This is a genomic window from Rhodococcus sp. B10 (assembly GCF_011770055.1).
In the GTDB taxonomy this organism is placed as follows: domain Bacteria; phylum Actinomycetota; class Actinomycetes; order Mycobacteriales; family Mycobacteriaceae; genus Rhodococcoides; species Rhodococcoides kyotonensis_B.
This window is the reverse complement of the sequence record NZ_JAAFYV010000007.1, coordinates 58,717-84,992: the sequence shown is the minus strand read 5'-3', so window position 1 is coordinate 84,992 and position 26,276 is coordinate 58,717. Positions and strand designations below refer to the sequence as shown.

General features: G+C 66.2%; 15 protein-coding genes and 1 tRNA gene. 13 read left to right on the top strand and 3 right to left on the bottom strand.

What is annotated here, in order from left to right:
* Nucleotides 1-97 precede the first annotated feature (97 nt).
* The 12 genes from RhoFasB10_RS06790 to RhoFasB10_RS06735 all read left to right on the top strand — a co-directional run bounded on the left by RhoFasB10_RS06790 (nucleotide 98) and on the right by RhoFasB10_RS06735 (nucleotide 21,870).
* A complete protein-coding gene (locus RhoFasB10_RS06790; RefSeq protein WP_068426668.1) occupies nucleotides 98-676 on the top strand; it encodes a TetR/AcrR family transcriptional regulator in 579 nt (192 codons plus the stop codon).
* Nucleotides 673-2,175 carry an NAD(P)/FAD-dependent oxidoreductase gene (locus RhoFasB10_RS06785; RefSeq protein ID WP_308115130.1) on the top strand — a complete coding sequence of 501 codons (1,503 nt, stop codon included), beginning with the start codon at nucleotides 673-675 and terminating at the stop codon, nucleotides 2,173-2,175. The genes RhoFasB10_RS06790 and RhoFasB10_RS06785 overlap by 4 nt, the downstream gene beginning before the upstream one ends.
* Entirely contained in the window at nucleotides 2,172-3,872 is a 1,701-nt protein-coding gene (locus tag RhoFasB10_RS06780; RefSeq protein WP_167675704.1) for a GMC family oxidoreductase, read from the top strand. The genes RhoFasB10_RS06785 and RhoFasB10_RS06780 overlap by 4 nt, the downstream gene beginning before the upstream one ends.
* Nucleotides 3,860-4,516 carry an acetoacetate decarboxylase family protein gene (locus RhoFasB10_RS06775; RefSeq protein ID WP_167675701.1) on the top strand — a complete coding sequence of 219 codons (657 nt, stop codon included), beginning with the start codon at nucleotides 3,860-3,862 and terminating at the stop codon, nucleotides 4,514-4,516. Before RhoFasB10_RS06780 ends, RhoFasB10_RS06775 begins: the two co-directional genes overlap by 13 nt.
* 51 nt (nucleotides 4,517-4,567) lie before the next feature.
* On the top strand, nucleotides 4,568-5,041 hold the full coding sequence (locus RhoFasB10_RS06770; protein ID WP_167675699.1) for a Fur family transcriptional regulator: 474 nt from the start codon (nucleotides 4,568-4,570) through the stop codon (nucleotides 5,039-5,041).
* Between the two features lie 75 nt (nucleotides 5,042-5,116).
* Entirely contained in the window at nucleotides 5,117-6,631 is a 1,515-nt protein-coding gene (locus RhoFasB10_RS06765) for a catalase (RefSeq protein WP_167675697.1), read from the top strand.
* Between the two features lie 25 nt (nucleotides 6,632-6,656).
* Nucleotides 6,657-7,127, top strand: a complete 471-nt coding sequence (locus tag RhoFasB10_RS06760; RefSeq protein ID WP_068426653.1) for a DNA starvation/stationary phase protection protein — start codon at nucleotides 6,657-6,659, stop codon at nucleotides 7,125-7,127.
* A 92-nt stretch (nucleotides 7,128-7,219) separates the two neighbouring features.
* On the top strand, nucleotides 7,220-7,897 hold the full coding sequence (locus tag RhoFasB10_RS06755; RefSeq protein WP_167675695.1) for an HAD family hydrolase: 678 nt from the start codon (nucleotides 7,220-7,222) through the stop codon (nucleotides 7,895-7,897).
* Nucleotides 7,894-9,675, top strand: coding sequence for a glycoside hydrolase family 15 protein (locus RhoFasB10_RS06750; RefSeq protein ID WP_167675693.1), 1,782 nt, complete (start codon nucleotides 7,894-7,896; stop codon nucleotides 9,673-9,675). Before RhoFasB10_RS06755 ends, RhoFasB10_RS06750 begins: the two co-directional genes overlap by 4 nt.
* Before the next feature lie 28 nt (nucleotides 9,676-9,703).
* Nucleotides 9,704-10,504, top strand: a complete 801-nt coding sequence (locus RhoFasB10_RS06745) for an SDR family oxidoreductase (protein ID WP_167675691.1) — start codon at nucleotides 9,704-9,706, stop codon at nucleotides 10,502-10,504.
* Nucleotides 10,505-10,514: 10 nt separating this feature from the next.
* Nucleotides 10,515-11,486, top strand: a complete 972-nt coding sequence (locus RhoFasB10_RS06740; RefSeq protein ID WP_167675689.1) for an LLM class F420-dependent oxidoreductase — start codon at nucleotides 10,515-10,517, stop codon at nucleotides 11,484-11,486.
* Between the two features lie 166 nt (nucleotides 11,487-11,652).
* A complete protein-coding gene (locus RhoFasB10_RS06735; RefSeq protein ID WP_167675687.1) occupies nucleotides 11,653-21,870 on the top strand; it encodes a type I polyketide synthase in 10,218 nt (3,405 codons plus the stop codon).
* 58 nt (nucleotides 21,871-21,928) lie between these two features.
* Here RhoFasB10_RS06735 and RhoFasB10_RS06730 read toward each other — a convergent pair.
* Nucleotides 21,929-22,002, bottom strand: a tRNA-Pro gene (locus RhoFasB10_RS06730).
* Nucleotides 22,003-22,020: 18 nt separating this feature from the next.
* The gene (locus RhoFasB10_RS06725) at nucleotides 22,021-23,007 is read right to left on the bottom strand and encodes a metallophosphoesterase (protein WP_068426697.1); all 987 of its coding nucleotides are present in this window, start codon (nucleotides 23,005-23,007) and stop codon (nucleotides 22,021-22,023) included.
* Between the two features lie 104 nt (nucleotides 23,008-23,111).
* Between RhoFasB10_RS06725 and RhoFasB10_RS06720 the strand changes: the two genes are divergently transcribed.
* Nucleotides 23,112-23,576, top strand: coding sequence for a GatB/YqeY domain-containing protein (locus RhoFasB10_RS06720; RefSeq protein ID WP_068426643.1), 465 nt, complete (start codon nucleotides 23,112-23,114; stop codon nucleotides 23,574-23,576).
* Between the two features lie 67 nt (nucleotides 23,577-23,643).
* Here the strand turns inward: RhoFasB10_RS06720 and RhoFasB10_RS06715 are convergent, their stop codons facing one another.
* On the bottom strand, nucleotides 23,644-26,001 hold the full coding sequence (locus RhoFasB10_RS06715; RefSeq protein WP_068426639.1) for a penicillin-binding protein: 2,358 nt from the start codon (nucleotides 25,999-26,001) through the stop codon (nucleotides 23,644-23,646).
* Nucleotides 26,002-26,276: the final 275 nt, after the last annotated feature.

The following is a 26,276-nucleotide window of genomic DNA, read 5'->3' as shown; positions in this document are numbered from 1 at the left end:
TTGGTTGCACTTTGGGCCAACTATCCGCGCACGGATGGCGCAGCCGCACTAAAAAGCAGTCTGGACTGTTTGTTGTTTTCGCGTTATCGTCGTTCCTGTGACCCACAGCACCGAAGCACCTCCGCGGCGCACCCAGGCGGAACGGGCGGCAGGCACGCAGGCCAAACTGCTCGACGCGGCGATCGACTGCCTCGTCGAGCTGGGCTTCGCGAAGACCAGCACCCAGGAGATCGCCCGACGCGCAGGCGTGTCCCGCGGCGCCCAGCTGCACCACTTTCCGACCAAGGAAGCGCTGGTCACCGCCGCGGTCGGCCATCTCGTCGACAAGCGACTCGCCGAGATTCTCGCGACCGAACCGGATCCTGAACGCGGCCTCGAGGTGCTGAGCGACGCGTTCTCCGGCCCGCTGTTCTACGCGGCGCTCGAACTGTGGGTCGCAGCGCGAACCGATCCGGCGTTGCATGCGGCGATGGTCCCGCTCGAACGCCGCGTCTCCGACGCCATCATGGGCGGCGCGACAGCGATCATGGGCAGCCGTATGACCCGGGAATCGATCGAACTCAGTGTCGAGTTGGCCCGCGGACTTGCCGTGTCCGCTCTGTTCCGAACCCCCGAATCCGACGCCACTCTACGTGCCCGGCTTCTGCCGGCATGGGAAGACAAGGTGATGCAGTGACTGCAATCGAAGGAACGTTGCCGGAGTCGGTCCAGGTACTCGTCGTGGGTGCCGGATTCGCCGGAATCGCCGCTGCAGCACGGATTCTCGACGACGACCCGAGCGCGGACATCCTCGTCATCGAGCGTGCCGACGACGTCGGTGGTACGTGGCGCGACAACACCTATCCGGGGTGCGCGTGCGATGTGCCGACGTCGTTGTACTCGTTCTCGTTTGCTCCGAGCCCCGACTGGACCCACACGTTCGCCCGTCAGCCGGAGATCTACCGGTACCTGCGCGGCGTCGTCGACTCGCTGGGACTGCGGCGACGCATCGTCACGGGATGTGAACTGCTGTCGGCGACATGGGATTCGGTTACGCAGCGGTGGACCGCGGAAACGTCGCACGGAACGGTCACGGCCACGGTTCTCGTCGCCGCCACAGGCGCATTGTCGACTCCGAAATTTCCGAACGTGCCCGGGATCGAGAAGTTCACCGGCACGATGTTCCATTCGGCGACATGGAATCACGAGCACGATCTGACGGGTCGCCGTGTCGCGGTGATCGGCACCGGGGCGTCGGCGGTGCAGTTCGTGCCCGAAATCGTCGACCGCGCACAGCGTCTCACGGTGTTCCAGCGCACGCCCGCGTGGGTCGTTCCGCGTCTGGACCGCACGCTCGGCAGGCTGGAAAAGGCGCTGTACCGACGCTTCCCGGCAACGCAGAAGGCGGTTCGCGGCGCGATCTACGGCTATCGCGAGGCCTACGTCAGCGCCCTGGCGCACCACCCGGGCATCCTTCCGCTGGTCTCGAACGTCGCCAAGATGCATCTGCGCAGGCAGGTCAAGAACCCGGTCAAACGCGCCGCGCTGACACCGGACTTCATGATCGGCTGCAAACGTATGCTGCTGTCGAACGATTGGCTGTCGACGCTGGACCGCGACGACGTCGACCTCGTCGACAGTGGCCTCGCCGCCATCGGGGAGAACTCGGTGACCGACGCCCGAGGCAACGAGTACGACGTCGACACCATCATCTTCGCGACCGGGTTCACTCCGACCGAACCGCCTGTGTCGCACACGCTTCGAGGCGTCGACGGCCGTACGCTCGCCGAGGTCTGGGGTGGCAGCCCGAACGCCTACCGCGGAACGACCGTACACGGGTTCCCGAACCTGTTCCTCATGTACGGACCCAACACCAACCTGGGACACAGCTCCATCGTCTACATGCTCGAGTCTCAAGCCAACTACCTGGTGTCGGCGCTGCAGCAGATGCGTCGGCACGACATCGCGGTCATCGACGTCATGAAACAGTCGCAGGTGCAGTACAACTCGTGGATTCACGACTCACTGTCCGGAACCGTATGGAACGCAGGCGGGTGCTCGAGCTGGTACCTCGACTCGGAGGGCCGTAACCCGGTGATGTGGCCGACCTACACGTTCACCTTCCGCAACTCGACCCGCACGTTCGACGTCGACGAGTACACAACGATCCCCGCCTCGAAAGGTGCGACGGTATGAGCGATTACGACGTTCTGATCATCGGATCCGGTTTCGGCGGAAGCGTCGCGGCGCTGCGTGCGACCGAGAAGGGCTATCGTGTCGGCGTTCTCGAATCGGGCCGACGGTTCGCCGACGACGAGTTGCCGAAAACCAGCTGGCGTCTGCGGAAGTACCTCTGGGCGCCCGCCCTCGGCTGCTACGGCGTGCAGCGGATCCACCTGCTGCCGGATGTGCTGGTCATGGCGGGAGCCGGCGTCGGCGGCGGTTCGCTGAACTACGCGAACACGCTGTACCAGCCGCCGAAACGGTTCTTCGAGGACCCGCAGTGGGGCCACATCACCGACTGGCAGCGCGAACTGGCGCCGTACTACGACCAGGCCAAGCGCATGCTCGGCGTCACGACCAATCCGACGATCACGCGGTCGGACAAGGTCATGAAAGAGGTGGCCGAGGACATGGGCGTCGGCGAGACGTTCACCAGCACGCCGGTCGGTGTGTTCTTCGGCGACGCGGGCAAGACGTCGCCTGATCCGTTCTTCGGCGGTGTCGGCCCGACGCGGACCGGGTGCACCGAGTGCGGTTCGTGCATGACGGGATGCCGCGTCGGCGCGAAGAACACGCTCGTCAAGAACTACCTCTACCTCGCCGAACAAGCTGGGGCAGAGGTGCATCCGCTGACGACGGTCACCGCCGTCAGGCCGGCAGAGAACGGCGGCTACGAGGTCGTGACGCGTCGTACCGGCGGCAAGGTGCGTCGAGCGGAAAAGGTGCTGACGGCCGACCAGGTCGTGTTCGCGGCCGGCACCTACGGCACGCAGAAGCTCTTGTTGGCCATGAAGGAAACGGGACAGCTGCCGTGTCTGTCCGATCGCATCGGCAGTCTCGTCCGCACCAACTCCGAGGCTGTGCTCGCTGCAACCGCGCGCGGACGCGACGTCGACTACACCGAGGGTGTGGCGATCACGTCGTCGTTCCATCCCGACGATCACACGCACATCGAGCCGGTGCGATACGGCAAGGGCAGCAACGCGATCGGACTTCTCCAGACCGTCCTGAGCGACGGCGGCGGAAGGACGCCACGAATTCTCAAGACGCTCGGCGTCGCGCTGCGGCATCCCGGCGCCGCAGTCCGTAGCCTGTCGGTGCGCCGATGGTCAGAACGCACCGTCATCGCACTCGTCATGCAGACCGACGACAATTCGCTCGAACTCGGCTCGAAGAAGGGCTGGTTCGGTCGGCGTCTGACGAGCCGACCGGGTGCGGGAGATCCGCCGCCGCAGTGGATTCCGCAGGGCCACGAGGCAATTCGACTGCTCGCCGACAAGATCGACGGTGATCCGGGTGGGTCGATCGCCGAGATCGTGAACATCCCGATGACGGCCCATTTCCTGGGCGGGTGTGCGATCGGGGATTCCGCCGAGCGTGGCGTCGTCGACGCCTACCATCGCGTGTACGGCTACGAGGGGCTCCATGTCGTCGACGGGTCGGCGGTCAGTGCGAACCTCGGAGTCAATCCGTCGCTGACGATCACGGCGCAGGCCGAGCGTGCGATGGGGCTGTGGCCGAACAAGGGCGAGCAGGATGCGCGTCCTGCCGTCGGGACGCCGTACCGCGAGGTCGCCCCGACGGCGCCGACGCGGCCCGTCGTGCCGGCTGCCGCACCGGGTGCGCTGAGACTCCCACTGCTGCAGGGAGGGTCGTCATGTGGAGCGTGATCGAGTCCGAAGCCGACCACGGCGACTGGCCCGACAGTCCGCCGCCGCCGTGGCCTGCGGAAGTTCGGGCGACGATCTGGTGGCATCGTGCGACCGCCGCGGGACGGGAACTGCTGCCCGAGGCTTCGCTGCCGGTGACGGTCGCGATGGTCGTGGACTACGCGAGTTCTCCCGTCGGCCCCTACCGCGAGATCCTCGCAAGCCCGACGCTGCGACGCCCGGGCGGTGGACACGGAAAGCTTCCTCGGTTGGCGGTGCCGTTCATCGCCGTCGACTCCGATCGCTCCGTGCACGGCGGCAGAACGCACTGGCAACTGCCGAAGGTCCTCGCCGATTTCGACGGTGACGTGCTGGGGGAGTCGCGCGCCGAGGGGCCGGACTGGTCGGTGGCCACCACGGCGTCGAGACGCGGCCCGACGTTCCCGATGAAGGGCGGAATCGGGTTCTCGCAACCCGTCGACGACGAGTTCCTGATCGCGGGCTCCCGTCTGACCGGCAAGGCGCGGCTGTGCCGCGTGACGGTCGACGCGCAGGGCCCGACGCTGGGCTCGTGGCTGAAGTCGGGCACGCATCTGGGTCTGCAGATCGTGTCGGGGAAGATGACGACGGGCCCATCGCGCCTGGTCACGGTACCGGAGGACTGACAGGCTCCCCGCTTTCTTGACTAATTCCAGAAAAGCGGCATACTCGAATGCATGCCCAAGGACGCCGTGACCACGGATCCGGCCGCGCTGCTGCGCAGCGTCGGTCTCCGTGTCACCGGTCCGCGTGTGGCAGTCCTGAATGCAGTCGCAGCCCGGCCGCATTCGGATGCCGACGACGTGGCAGCGGTGGTACGGGCCGAAACCGGTTCGGTGTCGACGCAGGCGGTCTACGACGTGCTCCGCGCGTGTGTGAAAGCCGGTCTGTTGCGACGCATCGAGCCGGCCGGATCTCCTGCGCTGTACGAGACCCGGATAGGCGACAACCATCACCACCTCGTGTGTAGAAGTTGTCAGAAAGTGGTCGACGTCGATTGCGCGATCGGCGCGGCGCCGTGCCTCGACCCGTCGGATTCCCAGGGATTCGTCGTCGAGGAAGCCGAAATCGTGTTCTGGGGGCTGTGTTCCGAGTGTGTCTCGGCAGCGCGTGCTTCCGCAGCGAACGTTTCGGTTACCGGTACCCCGTAGTTCCATGCACTGTTCTTGCCTTCCGAGCCAGCCCCTCGGAAGGCGCCCAGCCAACCGACCAGGAGGCATGCAGACATGACCAACCCCACGACCACCAACTCCGGCATTCCGGTTCCCAGCGACGACCAGTCGCTGACCGCAGGCACGCAGGGGCCGATTCTGCTCCACGATCACTACCTGATCGAGAAGATGGCGCAGTTCAACCGTGAGCGTGTGCCCGAGCGAGTGGTGCACGCCAAGGGTTCGGGCGCGTTCGGCGTTCTCGAGATCACAGAGGACATCTCGCAGTACACGAAGGCCGCGGCCCTGCAGAAGGGTGTGACGACCGAGGCACTGGCACGGTTCTCGACGGTGGCAGGCGAGCAGGGTAGCCCCGACACCTGGCGTGACCCAAGGGGTTTCGCGCTCAAGTTCTACACAACCGAGGGCAACTGGGACCTCGTCGGCAACAACACGCCGGTGTTCTTCGTCAAGGACCCCATCAAGTTCCAGGACTTCATCCGAAGCCAGAAGCGCATGCCCGATTCCGGTCTGCGCGACCACAACATGCAGTGGGACTTCTGGACGCTCTCTCCCGAATCGGCGCACCAGGTGACGTGGCTGATGGGTGATCGCGGTATCCCGCGCAGCTACCGTCACATGGACGGGTTCGGTTCGCACACATACCAGTTCATCAACGCATCCGACGAGCGTTTCTGGGTCAAGTTCCACTTCAAGACCAACCAGGGCATCGACTTCCTGACGCAGGAGAAGGCCGACGAGCTGGCGGGTACGTCGCCCGACAACCACCGTCAGGATCTGTTCGGCGCCATCAAGGAAGGCAACTTCCCGAGCTGGGACTTCTACATTCAGGTCATGCCGTACGACGACGCGGAGAACTATCGGTACAACCCCTTCGATCTGACGAAGGTCTGGTCGCAGAAGGACTACCCGAAGATCAAGGTCGGCAAGCTGACGCTGAACCGCAACCCGGAGAACTTCCACGCGCAGATCGAGCAGAGCTCGTTCGAGCCGTCGAACCTCGTGCCAGGCATCGCTGCCAGCCCCGACAAGATGCTGCTCGGCCGGATCTTCTCCTACGCCGACGCGCACCGATACCGCATCGGAACCAACTACGCGCAGCTGCCGGTCAACGCGCCGAAGTCGCCGGTGAACACCTACTCGAAGGAGGGGTCGATGCGGTACGCGTTCAACTCTCCCGAGACGCCGGTCTACGCGCCGAACTCGTACGGCGGACCGCATGCGGACAGCGCGAAGTACGGCAACGACGGATCCTGGGACTTCGAACCGCGATTCGTGCGCACCGGGTACGTCGAACACCCCGAGGACGGCGATTTCGTCCAGGCGGGCATCCTCGTTCGCGAGGTCATGGACGACGCGCAACGAGAACGCCTGGCGTCAAACATCATCGGACACGCACTCAACGGAGTGACCGAGCCGGTTCTGCAGAGGGTCTTCGAATACTGGCGCAACGTCGACGCCGATCTCGGCAAGAAGGTCGAGGAGGGTGTCCGCGCAGGGCAGTCCGACGCGGCCCCCACCACGAGCCAGTCGCCTACCACCCCCGGTGACGAAGCCGAAAAAGTATGATCCTCTCACCAACAGGAGGTAAGAGATGACCAACCCCATCACCAGCACCCTCGACGCCGGACAGCAGAAAATTGCCGGAGATGCCTTGCAGGGCACCGTCGTCGACCTGATCGATCTCTCGCTCATCGCCAAGCAGGCGCACTGGAACGTGATCGGAAAGAACTTCCGATCCGTGCACCTCGCTCTCGACGAGTTGGTCACTGCGGCACGTGATTTCACCGACGAGGCAGCCGAGCGCGCCACCGCGATCGGTGTCAGTCCTGACGGCCGCTCCGAGACGGTGTCGGCAACCGCAGGCACCAAGGGCTTCGGCACCGGATGGACGAAGGACGACGAGGTGACGGCCGCCGTCGTCGACAACCTCGCTGCCGTCGTCGATCGGCTGCGTGGACGCATCGCCGACACCGAGGCCGCGGATCCGGTGACGCAGGACCTGCTCATCGCCATCACCGCTCGCCTCGAGCAGCTGCACTGGATGTGGCAGGCGCAGGTCTGACCTGTCGTTTCACGGTAGAAGGGGACTCCTCGTTCGAGGGGTCCCCTTCGTCGATTTGTTTCGTGGAACAAACCGGTGGGTAGTTCGGTGCCATGACTTCACGTCCCGGCGCAGTTCTGTTCGACATCGACGGCACACTCGTGGACTCCAACTACGTGCACGTCGACACGTGGTCGAGGGCGTTCGCGGACGCGGGTGTGGCCGTACCGTCCTGGAGGATCCACCGATGCATCGGCATGGACGGAGACAAACTGCTCGAAGCACTGGTCGGGGCGTCCGACAGCGCCGTGGCGCTCGAAGCGAAGGACCTGCACAGCGACTACTACAGCGACGCCAGTGGCCGTCTGCAGATTCTTCCCGGTGCGCGCGAACTGCTGCAGCGGATCGAGGACGAGGGACTGACCGTCGTGCTCGCGACGTCGGCACCCGAATCGGAGCTCGCGACACTGCGTGACCTTCTCGACGTCGAGGACATCGTGTCCGTGGTGACGTCGTCGGAGGATGCCGAAGACGCGAAGCCGAGCCCGGAACTCGTCGACGTGGCGTTGCAGCGTGCGGGAATTCCGGCCGAGAACGCAGTCCTGGTCGGCGACAGCGTGTGGGACATGAAGGCGTCTCGCGCGGCGGGTGTCACATGTCTCGCGGTCCGGTGCGGTGGTGTCCCCGACGCCGAATTGCGCGCTGCCGGAGCAGAAGACGTGTACGACGACCCCGCCGATCTGATCGAGAAGTTGAGCGACAGCCCCATCGGGAGACTGATCGACGCATGAGTCGTCAGCAGGGCTACACAGGCATCGAGAACTACGCGGCAATCGGCGACGGGCGCACCGTCGCGATGATCGCCGACGACGGCCGGATCGACTGGCTTCCACTTCCCAACCTCGATTCGCCTCCCCCGTTCGCGGCGCTGCTCGACGCCGAGCACGGCGGCTGTTTCGCGCTGGCGCCGGCGGAGGACTTCACCGTCGAGCGCGATTTCGTCGACGGCACCAACGTGTTGTCGACGGTCTACACGACTCGCAGCGGATCGGTGCGCGTCCTCGATTCGCTCAATACCGGTGTGGCAGGCCGTCTTCCGTGGGTCGAGCTGGCCCGTCGGGTCGATGGAATCGACGGAGCGGTCGAGATGCGGTGGCGCGTGGCTCCCGGCACGATGATGGGAATGACGTCGCCGTGGGCATACGACACCGCCTACGGGACGGTGCTCCGCGCGGACGGCGTGACGATGGCGATGCGAACATTGAACGCCGACGACGTGACGATCGAATCGCAGAGCGTCGGAGGCACTTTCACCACCTCGCCGGACTCACGGCATCTCGTCGGGCTCGTCGCAACCGAGAACGAGCCGCTGCACCTGCCCGAGCCGGTCAAGGTGGCCGAGCGCGTGGATCGGACCATCGGCAATTGGCGCGTCTGGTCCGAGGAGTTCTCCTACGACGGGCCGTGGACCGATCATGTCGAACGCAGTGCGCTCGCTCTGAAGCTGTTGCTGCACGCGCCGTCCGGGGCCATCGCGGCCGCGGCGACGACGTCACTTCCGGAGAACAGGACCGGAGGCAAGAACTGGGACTACCGCTATGCCTGGGTTCGCGATACCGCGTACACGATCCGCGCGATGTTGAGATTCGGGATGCGCGAGGAAGTGCACGGTGCAGTTGCTTGGCTGCTGAAGGTGATTCGTGCCAACGACCCCCTCGTCGGCGTGTTCTACACCCTCGGCGGAGACGCTCCCGGCGGAACCGAGAAGCCGGACATACCCGGATGGCGCGGAATCGGACCCGTCGTGAACGGCAACCGAGCAGCCGATCAGTTGCAGCTGGGCATATTCGGTGATCTGTTCTCCATCGTTCGCCTCTACGTCGACGGCGGCAACATTCTCGACGCCGACACCGGACGCCTGTTGGCGAGCATCGCCGACGAGGCGTGCGACTCCTGGCAGCGTCGCGACGCGGGAATCTGGGAGTTGGAGGAGGAACACCACTACACCAACTCTAAGCTCGGATGCTGGCAGGCGCTCGACTGCGCTGTGCACCTCGCCGAGCTGGGACAGATCCCCGGCGTGCCGGACCGGTGGCGGGCGGAGAAGGAACGCATCCGGGACTTCATCGAGAACGAGTGCTGGTCGGACGAACGGCAGGCGTACATGGCCTACCCGGGCTCGAACAGTCTCGACGCGTCCGTTCTCCTTGCGGCAGAGATGAATTACGACCGCGGCGAACGCCTGTCGTCGACCATCGACGCGCTCGGCGACGAACTCGGCGTCGGCCCGCTGCTCTATCGCTACAGCGGCGTCGACAAGGAAGAGGCCACCTTCGTCGCGTGTGCGTTCTGGCGAGTGTCCGCGTTGTCGTGCGTCGGCCGCGTCGACGAGGCGAAGGCGCTGATGGATCAGCTGGTCGAGCTGTCCAACGACGTCGGTCTGTACAGCGAGATGATCGATGCTTCGGATGGGTCGTTCCTGGGTAACTTCCCGCAAGGGCTCAGCCACCTCGCACTCGTGAACGCAGCGCTGACCATCGCGCACGAGCACGACGCAAGTTCGAACTAGCTACTTTTCGATCGGAGCAGAGAATCTGATGGACCTGGGTATCGAAGGACGGACCGCGCTCGTCACCGGCGCCGATTCCGGAATCGGTTGGCACACTGCGAAATTACTTCTCGAAGAAGGCGCCACCGTCGTCATGAGCGATCGTGATCCGAACAAACTGGAGGAAGCGAAGAACGAACTCGACGCGCCCGAAGGTCGCTTGTTCGCCTTTCCGGCAGACGTGACCAAGACCGCCGAGGTCGAGGACCTGGCGGCGAACGTGCAGAAAGCCGTCGGCGACATCGACATTCTGGTGCAATCGTCGGGAGTCACCGGCGCACAAGGACTGTTCCACGAAATCGACGAAGAGGGGTGGGCCAGCACCATCGACATCGACCTCATGGGGCCGGTGAGGTTGCTGCGCGCGTTCCTTCCCGCGTTGCGACGCGGCGGCTGGGGCCGCATCGTGCTGCTCACGTCCGAGGACGCCGTGCAGCCGTACGACGACGAATTGCCCTACTGCGCAGCCAAAGCGGGCGTACTTGCGCTGTCGAAGGGACTTTCGCGCAGTTACGCGTCGGAAGGATTGCTCGTCAACGCCGTGTCACCGGCGTTCATCCACACGCCGATGACCGACGCGATGATGGACAAGCGAGCCGAAGAAGAAGGCACCGACCGCGAGGGCGCCATCGAGGGCTTCCTCGCCGAAGAACGCCCGTTCATGGAATTGGGCCGACGCGGCGAGCCCGACGAAGTGGCATCGGTCGTCGTGTTCCTGTGTTCCGATCGCGCGAGTTTCGTCAACGGTTCGAACTACCGGGTCGACTCCGGTTCCGTAGCAACGATTTAGGAGAGACGGCATGACCAATTTCGGCTACACACTGATGACCGAGCAGGCCGGGCCCAAAGACCTGGTGAAGTACGCCGTCGAAGCCGAGAACGTCGGCTTCGACTTCGAGGTCGCCAGCGACCACTACTCGCCGTGGCTGTCCTCGATGGGGCACGCGCCCTATGTCTGGACCACGCTGGGAGCCGTCGCGCAGGCCACCGAACGCGTCGAACTGATGACGTACGTGACGTGCCCGATCATTCGGTATCACCCAGCCGTCGTCGCCCAGAAGGCTGCGACGCTGCAGATCCTCGCCGACGGCCGCTTCACGCTCGGCCTCGGCACGGGTGAGAACCTCAACGAGCACGTCGTCGGTGAGGGATGGCCGTCCATCGACAAGCGTCAGGACATGTTCGTCGAGGCGCTGGAGATCATCGAGAAGCTCCACGCCGGCGGCCTCGTCACCTACGAGGGGAAGCACTTCTGCGTCGACTCCGCCCGGATCTGGGACCTGCCCGAGAACGGTGTCCCCATCGGCATCGCGGTGTCCGGCGAGAAGTCGATCGAGCGGTTCGCGGCCTACGCCGACCACCTCATCGCCGTCGAGCCGAACCCCGATCTGGTCAAGGGATGGGCCGATCACCACGACGGGCCGTCGCGCACCATCGGTCAGATTCCGATCTCGTGGGACCCGGACAAGGACGCGGCCATCGAGCGGGCGCACGACAAGTTCCGCTGGTTCGCCGGTGGATGGGCCGTCAACGCCGACCTGCCGACGACCGCAGGCTTCGCAGGGGCGACGCAGTTCGTCCGCAAGGAAGACGTGGCCGAGACCATTCCGTGCGGTCCGGATCTGGACGCCATCGTCGACGCGGTCAAGCCGTACTGGGAGGCAGGGTTCACCGACATCGCGCTCGTACAGGTCGGCGGGGAGACGCAGGAGCGGTTCTTGGCCGAGGCGGCCGGGCCGCTGCTCGAGAAGCTGCGTAACGCGTCGGCATAGCTGCACGTGCGTGCGAATGTGTAGCCCTCTATACATTCGCACGCACGGGTCGCTCGCGGCTTTTCCCGTTCCGGCCGTCGTCGCCGACTCCCGCGGATAGACTCGATTCTTCGAGAATTCGGGGACTATCGGGGGAGGTCCACGGCTGTCGGTGTGGGAGGGCGACGTGGCCGATCGAACGACGCTGCTGGACTATCTGAAGAAGGTCACCGCCGAGCTGTACCAAGCCCGGGAGAAGCTGCGCGACGCCGAGGACGCGACCCGCGAACCGATCGCCGTCATCGGCCTCGGATGCCGATTCCCTGGCGGAGTTCGATCACCCGACGACCTGTGGCGCCTTGTCGAATCGGGTCGCGACACCGTCTCCGACTTCCCCGACGACCGCGGATGGCCGTCGTCGGCGCTGTACGACCCGACAGGCGAGCACGGTGGCACGACGTACACCGTGCGCGGCAGCTTCCTCGACGATCCCGCCGGCTTCGACCCCGAGGTGTTCGGCATCTCGCCACGCGAAGCCCTCGCGATGGATCCGCAGCAACGCGCGCTGCTCGAAACCAGCTGGGAGACCCTCGAACATGCGGGCATAGACCCCAGATCGGTGCACGGCCGACAGGTCGGCGTGTTCACCGGATTGTCCGGCATCGACTACGCCTCGCGCGTCGGCGGAATGCCACCCGAGGAACTACAGGGCTACTTCATCACCGGCAACGCGATGAGCGTCGCGTCGGGCCGTATCGCGTACAGCCTCGGACTCACCGGGCCCGCCGTCACCGTCGACACTGCGTGCTCGTCGTCGCTCGTGTCCCTGCATCTGGCGGCACAGGCGTTACGCAGCGGTGACTGCGCACTCGCGCTCGCGGGCGGCGCGACGATCATGGCGACGCCTGCCGTGTTCGTCGAGTTCAGCCGCCAGCGCGGCCTCGCGCGTGACGGCAGATGCAAGGCGTTCTCCGCAGCTGCCGACGGCACCGCGTGGGGCGAGGGCGCGGCGATGATCGCTCTCGAGCGGCTGTCCGACGCGAAGCGCCACGGTCGTCGGATACTCGCCGTCGTGCGCGGTAGTTCGGTGAACCAGGACGGCGCGAGCAACGGACTGACCGCACCGAACGGGCAAGCGCAACAACGCGTCATCGCGCAGGCGCTCGCGGGCGCCGAGCTTCGACCGGAGGACGTCGACGTCGTCGAAGCACACGGCACCGGAACGACGCTGGGCGATCCGATCGAAGCGCAGGCCCTCCTCGCCACCTACGGCCGCACCCGCCGCGAGAGCCCGTTGTGGCTCGGGTCGGTCAAATCGAACCTCGGACACACACAGGCCGCAGCGGGTGCCGCGGGCGTCATCAAGATGATCATGGCGATGCGGCACGGTGTGCTGCCCCGGACGCTGCACGTCGACGCGCCGACGCCGCACGTCGACTGGTCGTCCGGTGGAGTGAGGCTTCTCGAAGAACCCGTGCCCTGGCCCGAGACCGGCAGGCCGCGTCGGGCAGCGGTGTCGTCGTTCGGCATCAGCGGCACCAATGCGCACGTGGTCCTCGAAGAACCTCCCGCTGTCGACGCCGTGTCCGGCGAGACGTCCGACGACCCTGTCGCCTGGGTACTGTCCGGACACACCGACGCGGCACTGCGCGATCAAGCTGCCCGGTTGCGCGCAGCAGTCGGGCCCGATCACGACCCGGCGGCTGTGGCGGCATCGCTGATCCACGGCCGCGCCCGCTTCGATCGGCGAGCTGGGCTGGTGGGCACCACGACCGACGAGCTACTCGGTGGCCTCGACGCGTTGGCGCGCGGTGACCCGCACCCGAGCCTCGTTCTCGGCGCTGCGCACGACGCAGGTGACCGGCCCGTGTTCGTCTTCTCCGGTCAAGGCGCCCAATGGGTCGGAATGGCAACCGAATTGATCGAATCGTCCGCGGTGTTCGCCGCCGCGATGCACGACTGTGCAGAAGCACTACAGCCCTACATGACCGTCTCGGTTCTCGATGCGTTGAACGACGCAGAATTGCTCGATCGCGTCGACGTCGTCCAGCCCGCTCTCTTCGCCGTCATGGTGTCGTTGGCTCGGATGTGGCAGTCCTACGGCGTCGAACCTGCTGCGGTGGTGGGGCATTCGCAAGGTGAGATCGCTGCGGCCCACGTGGCGGGCGCCCTCACTCTTCCCGACGCGGCCCTGGTGGTCGCGGCACGCAGCGCGGTGATCTTCTCGTCCGCAGACCGGCGTGGAGGGATGGCCTCGGTGGCGCTGCCGGCCGTCGACGTGCGGTCCGATCTCGAAAGACGTTCGTCCAGTGTGGAAGTCGCGGCCGTCAACGGACCGACGGCCACGGTGGTGTCCGGGCACGGTGACGAGCTCGACACGCTCGTCGCGGAGTGGCAGAGCCGAGGCATCCAGGCCAAACGACTCGCGGTCGACTACGCGTCGCACCACGCGGACGTGTCGAATCTGCGCGAGCCGATCCAGGCCGCGTTGGCATCGGTGATGCCCGTGCGGAGCGCCATCCCGTTCGTCTCGTCCGTGACAGGCGGGGTCGTCGACGGCGCCGAGTTGGGCGGGCAGTACTGGTATCGCAACCTCCGCCACACCGTCCGATTCGACGATGCGGTGAGAACCCTTGCAGCACAGGGGTACCGCCAGTTCGTCGAAGTCGCGCCGCACCCGATCCTGACCGCGGCGCTGCAGGAAACCCTGGACTCGGCAGGTGTCTCCGGTAAAGCGATCGGCACACTGCGACGCGACCGCGCAGGTCTGCGTCGGTTCACATCCGCACTCGCCGAAGCGCATGTGAACGGCATCGACATCGATTTCGACAAGATCGACTGGGCGCGTCGCGGGACGCACGAATGGATCGATCTCCCCACCTACGCGTTTCAGCACCGCCGCTTCTGGCTCGATGCCGTCGTGCCCGACGGGGACGTGACGTCGGCCGGTGTGGATCCGGGTGGGCATCCGATGCTGGCTGCCTCGATGGTTCTCGGTGACGGGAGTGGCGTCGTCGCGACCGGAGTGCTGTCGTCGCACCGACTTCCGTGGCTCGCGGACCATGGCGTGAACGGCACACTTCTGCTTCCCGGCACGGCGTTCGTCGAACTGGCGTTGCATGTGGGCCAACGCGTCGGGTGCGACCGGATCGACGACCTGGTCGTCGCGGTGCCCCTCGTCGTCCCGGCCGACGGCGAGGTCGCGGTGCAGGTATCCGTGCAGGGTGACTTGGGTAGCGGGTCGTCGACCGTTGCGGTGCATTCACGACCCGTCACCGCGTCGTCGGACCATCCGTGGACGATGCATGCGACCGGAACGATGAGCGCTGGAACGACGTTCTACGACGGGAACGAACAGCCCTGGCCACCCGACGCCGACCCGGTCGACATCGACGGCATGTACGACGCCCTCGACACGACAGGCTACGAGTACGGCCCGCTGTTCCGAGGGCTGCGTCGTGCGTGGCGACGCGGCGACGAGTTGTTCGGGGATGTGGTGCTGAACGCGGACGACGCCGCCGACGCGGTCGCCGGGTACGGAATTCACCCTGCACTGCTCGACGCTACGCTGCACGTCATCGCGCTAGCCGAGGCGACGACAGGCACCACTCCTCCCCAGGTCGTTCCTGCAGGCTCCACTCCCGCCCCCGCCCCCGGTGTCCGATTGCCGTTCGCGTGGAACGACGTGCGGTTGCACGCCGAGGGTGCCACCGCGGCCAGGGTTCACGTCATGCCGATCGGGCCGGAACGGTACCGGGTGGCGGTGTACGACGTCACAGGGCAACCGGTTCTGACCGTCGGCAGCCTGACGCTACGACCCATCACCGACACCGCACCGACGCTCGGCACGACGGGCAGCCTTTACCGCGTGGAGTGGCTACCGGTCGGGATGACGAATGCGGCTGTGCGACAGTCCATCGATCTGTTCGACGCGTTGGCCGGGGGAGATGCAGGCGGCCGTGTTCTTCGACTGGATCTGCGCGCGGTCGACGGTGACGACACACCCACCAGGGCGCACGACAGCGTCCACGCCGCACTGTCGGCGGTACAGGAGTGGCTCCGCGACGACGGACTGGCCGGGACCGAACTTCTGATCACGACACTGCAGGCGGTGTGCGCCCGGGACACCGACTCGATCGACGACGTGGCGATGGCGCCTGTCTGGGGGCTGATCAGTGCGGTGCAGCACGAGCATCCCGATCGGATCACGATGGTGGACCTGGACGGCGATCCGGACGAATCGGTCCTGTCGGCAGCGTTGTCCTGCAACGAAAGTCAGCTCGCAATGCGCGGCGGCGTCCTGCTGGCCCCGATGCTGGCGTCGCAGTCCGTCGTCGACGACGCCGTACCCACTGCCTTCGGGCCGGACGGAACGGTGTTGATCACCGGCGGAACGGGAACGATCGGCTCCCTCGTCGCCCGGCATCTCGTCGAGAAGTACGGAGTCGGGAAGCTGGTGCTGGTCGGTCGGCACGAGCACCGTCTCGCACCGGACATCCCCGACGCCGAGGTACGCGTCGTCGCCTGTGATGTCGCCGATCGAGATGCCGTCGCCGCGATGCTCGACGGCATCGACGACCTGGTCGGGGTGATCCATGCGGCGGGCGTGCTCGACGACGCCACCGCCCAGGCCCTGACCGGCGAGCAGCTCGACCGCGTGATGCGTCCCAAGGTCGACGGCGCGTGGAATCTACACGATCTGACGAAGGACAGGGATCTGCAGGCGTTCGTGCTGTTCTCCTCTGCCGCAGGCATTCTCGGCGCAGCAGGACAAGCGAACTATGCGGCAGCCAACGTGTTCCTCGACGGCCTTGCCCAGCATCGCCGAGCCCGTGGTCTGCCTGCCGTCGCGATGGCGTGGGGACTGTGGGACACACCGAGCGCGATGACGTCGCATCTGAGCGAGACGGATCTGAGCCGTCTGCACCGCGTGGGTATGGACACCATCGACCAGGCGTCCGGGCTCGCGCTGTTCGACGCCGCACTCGCGGTGGACCGCCCGCTGATCGCCCCGCTGCGCCTGTCCAAGCGCACCGCCGCGTCGGGCGCTGCGCCGCCGATCCTGCGCCGAATACTCGGACTGCGCCGTCGCACCGCGGCGACCGAGTCTCCGACCGGATTGGCCGAGGAGCTCGCCTCGCTCGATGCCGACGCCCGTCATCTACGGGTGCTCGACCTCGTCACGACGCACGTAGCCGCAGTGCTGGGGCACGAGGGCAAAGAGGACATCGACCCCGAACGCGCGTTCAAGAACCTCGGGTTCGACTCGCTGACGGCCGTGCAGCTACGCAACGACCTGGCGTCGGCCACCGGCGTCACGCTCGCCGCGACGGTGGTGTTCGACCACCCGACCGCCGACGCGCTCGCCCGCGAGCTCGAGGCACAGGTGCTCGGCATCTCCACAAGCGTTCCGCAGGAGACACGTTCGCGACGGGACGACATCCCGATCGCGATCGTCGGTATGGCATGTCGCTACCCGGGAGGGGTGGCCGAGCCTGAGGATTTATGGAGGCTCGTCCGCGACGGGCGGAACGTCGCCGGCCCGTACCCGGACAACCGAGGGTGGATTCTCGACGACGTCTACGACCCCGATCCGGCGAAGCCGGGCACGACGTACATGAAGGAGGGCGGGTTCCTGTACGACGCAGACGAATTCGACGCCGCCTTCTTCGGGATCAGTCCGCGCGAGGCCGTCGCGATGGACCCGCAGCACCGTCAACTGCTCGAACGAGCGTGGGAAGCGCTGGAGAGTGCAGGCATCCCGCCGGATGCTCCCGGTCTCGAGGATACCGGCGTGTTCGTCGGAATGATGGGCAGCGACTACGGCTTTCACCTGATGAGCCAGCGCAACGTCGATGCCGAGGGTTATCTGATGACCGGCACCAGTAACAGCGTGGCGTCCGGTCGAATCTCGTACACACTCGGTTTCACCGGACCGGCGGTCACCGTCGACACCGCCTGTTCGTCGTCGCTCGTCGCGATGCACCTGGCGTCACGGGCTTTGCGCGACGGTGAATGCTCTCTCGCGCTCGCGGGCGGCGCGACCGTGATGGCGACGCCGGGTGTGCTCGTCGAGTTCAGCAGGCAACGTGGTCTCGCCGCGGACGGGCACTGTAAACCGTTCTCCGACAGAGCAGATGGGACCGGGCTGAGCGAGGGCTCGGCAATGGTGGTGCTCGAGCGTCTCGACGACGCCCGTCGCAACGGCCATCCGGTGCTTGCCGTCGTCCGGGGATCGGCCGTCAACCAGGACGGGGCATCGAACGGGCTGACGGCACCGAACGGGCCGTCGCAGGAACGCGTCATCCGACAGGCACTGGCCGATGCGCGTCTCACACCCGCTGATATCGACGCGGTCGAAGCGCACGGAACCGGAACGACACTCGGCGACCCGATCGAGGCGCAGGCGCTGATCGCCACGTACGGCCAGGACCGACGCGACGACCCGTTGTGGCTTGGTTCGATCAAGTCGAACATCGGACACACCCAGGCGGCGGCCGGCATCGCCGGAGTGATCAAGATGGTGATGGCGATGCGTCACGGCACGCTACCGCGGAGTCTGTACGGTGACACACCGACTCGCGTCGTCGACTGGACCGCCGGAGACGTGCGGTTGCTCGGTGAAGAGGTGCCCTGGCCGTCGAACGGTAGGCCGCGGCGCGCGGGAGTGTCGTCGTTCGGTATCAGCGGCACGAACGCGCACATGATTCTCGAACAGCCACCGAACTTCTCGCCTGCCGAGACGTCGACAGCGGCCCCGCTCGTGTGGGTTCTGTCCGGAAAGACAGTCGACGCGATGCGAGCCCAGGCGGCCAATCTGATGCAGTTCCTCGAGACAGAGGATTCTCCGTCGCCTGCAGACATCGCGTACACGCTCGCCACCGGGCGACCTGCGTTCGTCCATCGGGCGGCGATCGTCGGTGACGACCTCGCGGACCTGCGCTCGGGTCTCGCGAGCGTCGCCGCGGGCACCGCCGCGTCGAATGTGCTGGAGGGCAGTCGGATACGTGGCAAGTCGGCGATGATGTTCACCGGCCAGGGCGCGCAACGACTCGGCATGGGCGCGCGGTTGTACGAGACGTTTCCGGTGTTCGCAGCCGCGCTGGACGACGTCTGCGACGCACTCGACGAGCATCTCGACATGCCGGTGCGGGAGGTCATGTGGGGATCGGACGCGGGCCTGTTGGACCGGACCGAATTCACCCAACCTGCTTTGTTCGCCGTCGAATCCGCGGTGTATGCGCTGCTGCGATCGTGGGGACTCGCGCCGGACTGTCTGATCGGTCATTCGATCGGTGAGATCACGGCGGCCTGTGCGAGCGGTGTGCTCGACCTGCCCGACGCGGCCGCGCTGGTCACCGCCCGAGGCAAGGCGATGCAGTCGACCGAGCCGGGTGCGATGATCGCCGTGCGGGCGCGGGCCGAGGACCTCGACGCGATCGTGGACGGCCGCGTCGACGTCGCGGGGATCAACGGGGTCCAGTCGATCGTGCTGGCAGGCCCGGTGCGCGAGATCGATTCGGTGGCAGACGAATTGAAAGAGAAGGACATCACTGTCACGCGCTTACGCGTCGAACGCGCGTTTCATTCTTCGCTGATGGATCCGGTCCTGGACGACTTCGGCCGGACGGCGGCCGGACTTTCCCTGCGCATGCCGTCGATTCCGTTGGTGTCCAACGTGACCGGCCGAGTCGGGGATGTCGCGGGACCGAACTACTGGGCGCGGCACGTCCGAGAACCCGTTCGCTTCCACGACGGCATGCGTGCTCTGGACGAACTCGGCGTCACGACGGTGATCGAGGTCGGGCCGGGATCGGTGCTGACAGCCCTCGCGGCAGAGGTCGTGCCGAACGCGATCGCAACCCTGCCTACGGACGACGAACCACACGACTTGATGCGGGCGTTGGCGTCGTCCTTCGTGTGGGGTGCGTCGATCGACTGGGACGCCGTGCTCCCGGGGTGCACCCGAGTCGCATTGCCCACGTACGCGTTTCAGCGGCGATCGTTCTGGCCGACCCCGGCGCGCGGGTTCGCCGGTGAACCCGCCGATCTGGGCCTGAACGACGCAGGCCACCCGCTGCTCGGAACCCAGCTCGAACTGGACGACGGCACGGTGGTGTTCACCGGACAGCTGTCGCTGCAACGAGATCCGTGGCTCGTCGACGACCGTACCCTTCTGCCCGCGGTGATCGTCGAGCTGATGCTGCATGCAGCGGGAACCGTCGGATTCGACAGTATTCGCACACTCGCCCTTCACGAGCCTGTCGAGTTTCCGGCGTCCGGAACCGTGAGCATCCGCGTCGTCGTCGTGCCCGCGGACGACGACGGTTCCCGCACGGTTACGCTGTCGACGGCCGAGACCGTGCACGCAACAGGCACTCTCGTGGATGTCGTGAACGTGGTTCAGCACGACACCGACTCGGCGGACGCGTTCGCCGTGACGCTCGACGACGGGATCGACGCAGACGGTTACGGCGTTCATCCGTTGCTTCTGCAGGGCGCGCTCGATGCGGTCGGTGAGTCGCCGACGGAGCTGACCGGAATTGCTCTCGGTAAGACAGGCGTCGGTACCGTGACCGTCTCGCGCACCGCCGAAGGACTTCGTCTGCACGCCGACGACGGAGAGCCGGTTCTCACCGTCGTCGCTGTCCGCGTCGCACCCGAGGATGGTCGCGTCGGCGCTGCGCGGCGGCTGCATCACACGGTGTGGATCCCGGTGGAGTCGACTGCAACTGTGCGCGAACGCGGTTCGCGGCGTCTGATGATCGCGAGCACTGCCGACGTCGAATCCGCGCATGCACAGTGCGCGCGTGTGCTGACGGAACTCCAGGAGGACATGACGAATACGGATGGACCACTGGTCGTCGTCACTCGTGGCGCCATGGCCGTGGAACCCGACGACCGGGTGGATCCCGCCGCGGCCGCAGTATGGGGTCTCGTCGGGTCCGCGCAGAACGAAAACCCCGGTCGCACTGTGCTGCTCGACGTCGACGACGTCTCCGACCTGGACGCGGTGGTCGAGGTGGCCGTCGCGATGGGGGAGCCCCAGGTGGCCGTGCGAGAAGGTGCGTTGTTCGCACCTCGGATGCGCCGCCTGGACGCCGTGGAACGGCCATCGGACACAGTGTTGGACCGAGACGGCACGGTTCTGATCACTGGTGGTACAGGTACTTTGGGAACGCTCGTCGCCCGCCACCTCGTGGAGAAATACGGCGTCCGGCATCTGATCCTGACCAGCAGGCGCGGGCCGAAAGCGGACACCGCCGAGGATCTGCGCCGCGAACTGACGTCCGCGGGTGCCGATGTCGACATCATCGCGTGCGACGTCGCGGACTTCGAGGCCGCAGCGGCACTGCTCGATGCGGTCAGTGCCGACCATCCGCTGACGGCCGTCGTCCATGCGGCAGGCGTCGTCGACGACGCGACCCTGTCCTCCCTGACCGCGGGGAAGCTCGACGCCGTGCTGCGGCCGAAAGCTGACGCAGCGTGGAATCTGCACCGGCTGACCGAGGGCATGGACGTGCAGGCCTTCGTGCTGTTCTCCTCGCTCGCAGGCGTTCTCGGCGCTCCCGGTCAAGGAAACTATGCCGCCGCCAACACGTTCCTCGACGCGCTCGCCCTGCGTCGGCACCGGGACGGCCTGCCTGCGACGTCGATCCAATGGGGCATGTGGGCGCCCCTGAGCACGATGACGGCCGAGCTCGGTCCGATCGACCGCGCCAGGGCGTCGCGAACCGGGATGATCGCGCTCCGAGAATCCGAGGGGCTCGCGCTGTTCGACAGTGCGGTGGCGTCGGGAGAACCGGTTGTGGCCGCGGTGCGTCTCGACCGTTCCGTGCTCGAGGTTCCACCGCTGTTCCGCGGCCTCGTGCGCCAGGTGCGCGCACCGCAGGTGGCGTCGGATGTCCATGGCAGCGGGCCCGACGCGTGGGCGGAGACGCTGGCCGAGCGGACCGTCCCGGAACAACGGCACCTGATGCTCGATCTCGTCCGCGCTGCCGCCGCGACCGTCCTCGGGTACGAGACAGCGGAGTCGGTGGACCCGGATCAGGCGTTCAAGGAACTCGGATTCGATTCGCTCGCCGCGGTCGCGCTGCGCAACCAGCTCGGCGCGACGACGGGCCTCAGGCTGCCTCCGACAGTGGTGTTCGACCATCCCAGCTCACGCGCCGTGGCCGAATTTCTCCGAAGCGAACTGATGCCCGATCCCGTGACGGCCGCGCTCGCCGACGTCGAACGCCTGCGCGCCGCGGTCTCCGAGGTGAGCGAAGAGTCTCGGGCGGAGATCGCGGAACGGCTTTCGGCTCTGCTCGCGGACCTCGGTCCGACTCCGGACGCGACCGTCGACCGAATCCACGCCGCGACGAGCGACGAGATTCTCGACCTCATCGACCGGGGTCTCTGACGGCGTTCCCGTGAAGCAGAAAACCCCCGGCTCTCGATGAGAGCCGGGGGTTTCACTGTCGGGGTGGCGGGATTCGAACCCACGACCTCTTCGTCCCGAACGAAGCGCGCTACCAAGCTGCGCCACACCCCGTGTACCGCGTGCAGAAGTCTAGCGTACGACTGCCTCGGAACGCGAAACGCCCTCGTCGGACCCGGTTTTTCCGCCCTTTCTCGGGGCCGGAGTGAGCGTCAACAGTGTCGCTTCGGGCCTGCAGCAGAAGCGCGCGGGAGCCCACGGGGACGTGCCGATGCCGGCCGAGACGTGCAGCTGGGTGTGGGCGCCCCACTTCGACGGACCCTTGACCCGCGAGCGGTCGAGCTGGCAGTTGGTGACGAGCGCGCCGTAGAACGGCAGGCACAGCTGACCGCCGTGCGTGTGGCCCGCGAGAACCAGGTCGTAGCCGTCCTCGGCGAAACGGTCGAGGACACGCGGCTCGGGGGAGTGCGTGATGCCCAGGCGCAGATCTGCCAGCGGATTGGGCTGACCGGCGATGGTGTCGTAGCGGTCGCGCTTCAGATGCGGATCGTCGACGCCCGCCGACGCGATCCGGACACCGGCCACCTCGAGCTCCCGACGGACGTGCGTCACGTCGTGCCATCCGCGCTCGGTGAACGCGGCACGCAGGTCGCGCCACGGCAGCGACTCGCCCAGCACGCGCTTGTGTTCCTTCTTGAAGTAGAGCAGCGGGTTCTTCGGCTTCGGCGCGAAGTAGTCGTTGCTACCGAACACGAACAGGCCGGGACGCGCGAGAAGCGGGCCGAGGGCCTGAACGACGGCAGGTACCGACCGCATGTGCGACAGATTGTCGCCGGTGTTGACGACGAGATCCGGTTCGAGCCGGTCCAATTCGCGCAGCCAGTTTTGTTTCATGCGCTGGCCCGGCATCATGTGCAGGTCGCTGATGTGCAGCACGCGCAGCGGAGAGGATCCTGGTTCGAGGACGGCCATCGACGTCTCGCGCAGCGTGAATGCGTTGCGTTCTATGAGCGTTGCATACCCGATCCCGAGTGCTGCGGCTCCCGCGGTCGCGAGAGCTGCGCTCCGGACGGGTGCCTCCGCTGCGCTCCGACGAGCACGTGCTGCGGCATCGAGAATGCTGGAGTTGGTAGCACTGTTGTTCACGAACACACAGCCAACGATACGTCAGGCCTGGGAATCGACGTGCGGTGTCGGGGAGAGCCCGCGTAGCGTTCTGTGACATGTCCGAACTCAAGTCCCAGCTCCGATCCGATCTCACCGCCTCCATGAAGGCGAAGGACAAACTCCGCACCGCAACGATCCGGATGCTTCTCTCCGCAATTCAGACCGAGGAAGTCTCGGGTAAGGAAGCCACCGAGCTGACCGACGAGCAGGTGCTCAAGGTGCTCGCGAAGGAGTCGAAGAAGCGCGGAGAATCCGCCGAGATCTACACCGAGAACGGTCGCGGAGAGCTCGCGGCCAACGAGCGCGCCGAGGCGCAGATCATCGACGAATACCTGCCGACGCCGCTGACCGACGCCGAGCTCGCCGACGTCGCGGACACCGCGATCGCTCAGATTGCCGAGGAGATCGGTGAGCGCCCGGCGATGAAGCAGATGGGCCAGGTCATGAAAGCGGCCACGGCGCTCGCCGCAGGCAAGGCCGACGGCTCGCGCATCTCGAAAGCGGTCAAGGATCGGCTCTGACGAGCCGCGCACGTGCACGGAAATACGTAGCCGGCTATGTATTTCCGTGCACATGCAGCGAAGCTGCCTACCTCGGAGCGGTGAGCCCCGGTATCGCCGGGATCTGAATGTTCGGCGGAATGGTCGGGATCTCGATGTTCGGCAAGGACGGGACCGCGGGCGCGGCAGGAGCCTGACGCACCGACCCGTCGCTGACGTAGATCGTGATGGTCGATCCGGGAATGGCCGAACCCGACGGTGACTGCGACGTCACCGTCCCGCGGGAGGCCGAGCTCTCACTGGTCGCGACCGACACCTGGAAGCCTGCGCCCTGCAGCGTCGACGTCGCCGAACTCTGCGACTGACCCGTGACGTCGGGAACCTGTCCGTTGGCCGAGCCTCGCACGTACTTCTGATCCACCGGCGGCAGTTCCACCGGACCGAACTTCGTCGCCACCGGACTCATCGCGTTGTACCAGGTGCGGGCCGGCTCGTTACCGCCGAACAGGTTACCGTCGCCGCACGGGCGCAGCGGGAACGAGCAGATCTCTCCGGGCGTCGGCGAGTCACCGTAGGTGAGCACAGCAGCGGCGTAACGGTTGGTGAACCCGAGGAATCCGGACGACATGTGCGACTCGGTGGTACCGGTCTTGCCTGCCATCGGAAGCGTCCAACCGACCGAACCTGCAGCCGACGCCGACGTTCCACCCGGCTGATCGTCCTTGCTCATCGCGTTCGCGAGCGTGTTGGCCAGACCCGGCTCGACGACCTGCTCGCAGGCCTGCTGCGTCACCGGAACCTGCTTGCCCTCACGGTCGAACACGGAGTCGATCGGCGTGGGCGGGCACCACTTGCCCCCGGACGCGAGCGTCGCGGCCACGTTCGAGAGCTCGAGCGGATTGACCCACGTCGGTCCGAGGGTGAACGAACCGAGGTTCTGCGACTTCTGCATGTCGGCCATGCTCTGCTCGCCGAACCCGGACGTGTTGGGGTCGGCGTACGACCGCAGCCCGAGACGCACCGCCATATCGACCGTCGGTGTGACGCCGACGGACTCGATCAGCTTCACGAACGCGGTGTTCGGCGACTGCGCCAACGCGTCGGTCACGGACAGCTGAGCCGGGTAGTTACCCGCGTTCTCGACGCAGTACGTGGCAGCCGGGCAGCCGCGGGCACCTCCGTCACCCATTCCCTTGACCTCGGCCCGTCTCGGCACCTGCAACACCGCGCTCGTTCCCAGGCCGCGTTCCATCGCCGCTGCCGTCGTGAACACCTTGAAGATCGATCCCGCGCCGTGACCGACGAGAGAGTACGGCTGAGCCTGCACGGTCTCGTCCGCGTCGGCGTCGAGGCCGTACGTGCGGCTACTGCCCATCGCGAGGATGCGATGAGAATCCTGACCCGGTGCGACGACGTTCATGACCGTCGCGACGTCGTCGACCGTCGGGCTCGTGTTGGACACCAACGCGGCTTTGGTCGAGTTCTGGACCTCCGGATCGAGCGTCGTACGGATGAGGTATCCGCCCTTGTCGATCTGCTCGCGACTGATACCTGCGTTGGCCAGGTACTGCAGTGCGTAATCGCAGAAGAATCCGCGGTCACCCGCGGCGATGCAGCCCCGGGGTAGCGAGTTGGGCGTCGGGAGGACGCCGAGAGGCTCGGACTTGGCGGCGCGGAACTCGTCGGCCCGGTCCGGGATGTTCTGGATCATCGTGTCCAGAACGATGTTTCGTCGTTCGGTGACGCCCTGCTCGTTGGTGTACGGATTCAGCGCGGAGCTGGACTGCACCATGCCGGCGAGCATCGCGGACTGCTTGGCGTCGAGCTGGCTCGCGTCGACACCGAAGTACGTCTGTGCGGCGTCCTGGATGCCGAACGACGCGTTGCCGAACGGCACGAGGTTCAGGTACCGCGTCAGGATCTCGTCCTTGGTCAGTTCCTTGTCGAGCGTCAGCGCCATCCGGATCTCACGGATCTTGCGGGCAGGCGTCGTCTCGATCGCCGCGCGGCGCTCGGCGTCGGTCTTCGCGACGACCAGCAGCTGGTAGTTCTTCACGTACTGCTGATCGAGCGTCGACGCGCCCTGCTCGACCTGGCCGCTCGTCGTGTTGGTCAAGAACGCGCGCAGCGTGCCCTGCCAGTCCACGCCCTGGTGCTCGGCGAAGCGCTTGTCCTCGATGGAGACGATGGCGAGCTTCATCTCGTTGGAGATCTTGTCGCTCGGCACCTCGAATCGCCGCTGCTCGTACAACCAGGCGATGGGATTGCCTGCGGCGTCGACCATCGTCGACACCGCGGGAACAGCACCCTCGACCAGTTCGGCGGACACGTTGTCGACGGTGTCGGCCGCACGATTGGACGCGTAGCCGAACCCTCCCGCCAACGGGAACATGACGCCGGCCAACAGAGCACCTGCAAGTGCGGAACATCCGGCGAGCTTCGCCACGGTTTTTCCAACTGACACGACTGACAGAGTACGTGTGTCGCGCCCCCTGTCCCAGGTGCCGTCGGAGAGCTATGCGAGTAAGCCCTGGTCGGGACGCGCGTACCAGAAAAGTGCCGTTGTCATCTTGCGTTCGACGCTGTCTTTACCTAAATTGTGAGCACGGTGTGATTCACATAACACTTGCATATGAATGTGGGGCAGCTCCTAAGTCGGTGTGCTTCGAGCGGTGAAGCAGTCGTCGGTACGGGGCTTGTGGAATGTCCAACGAGGGCGTT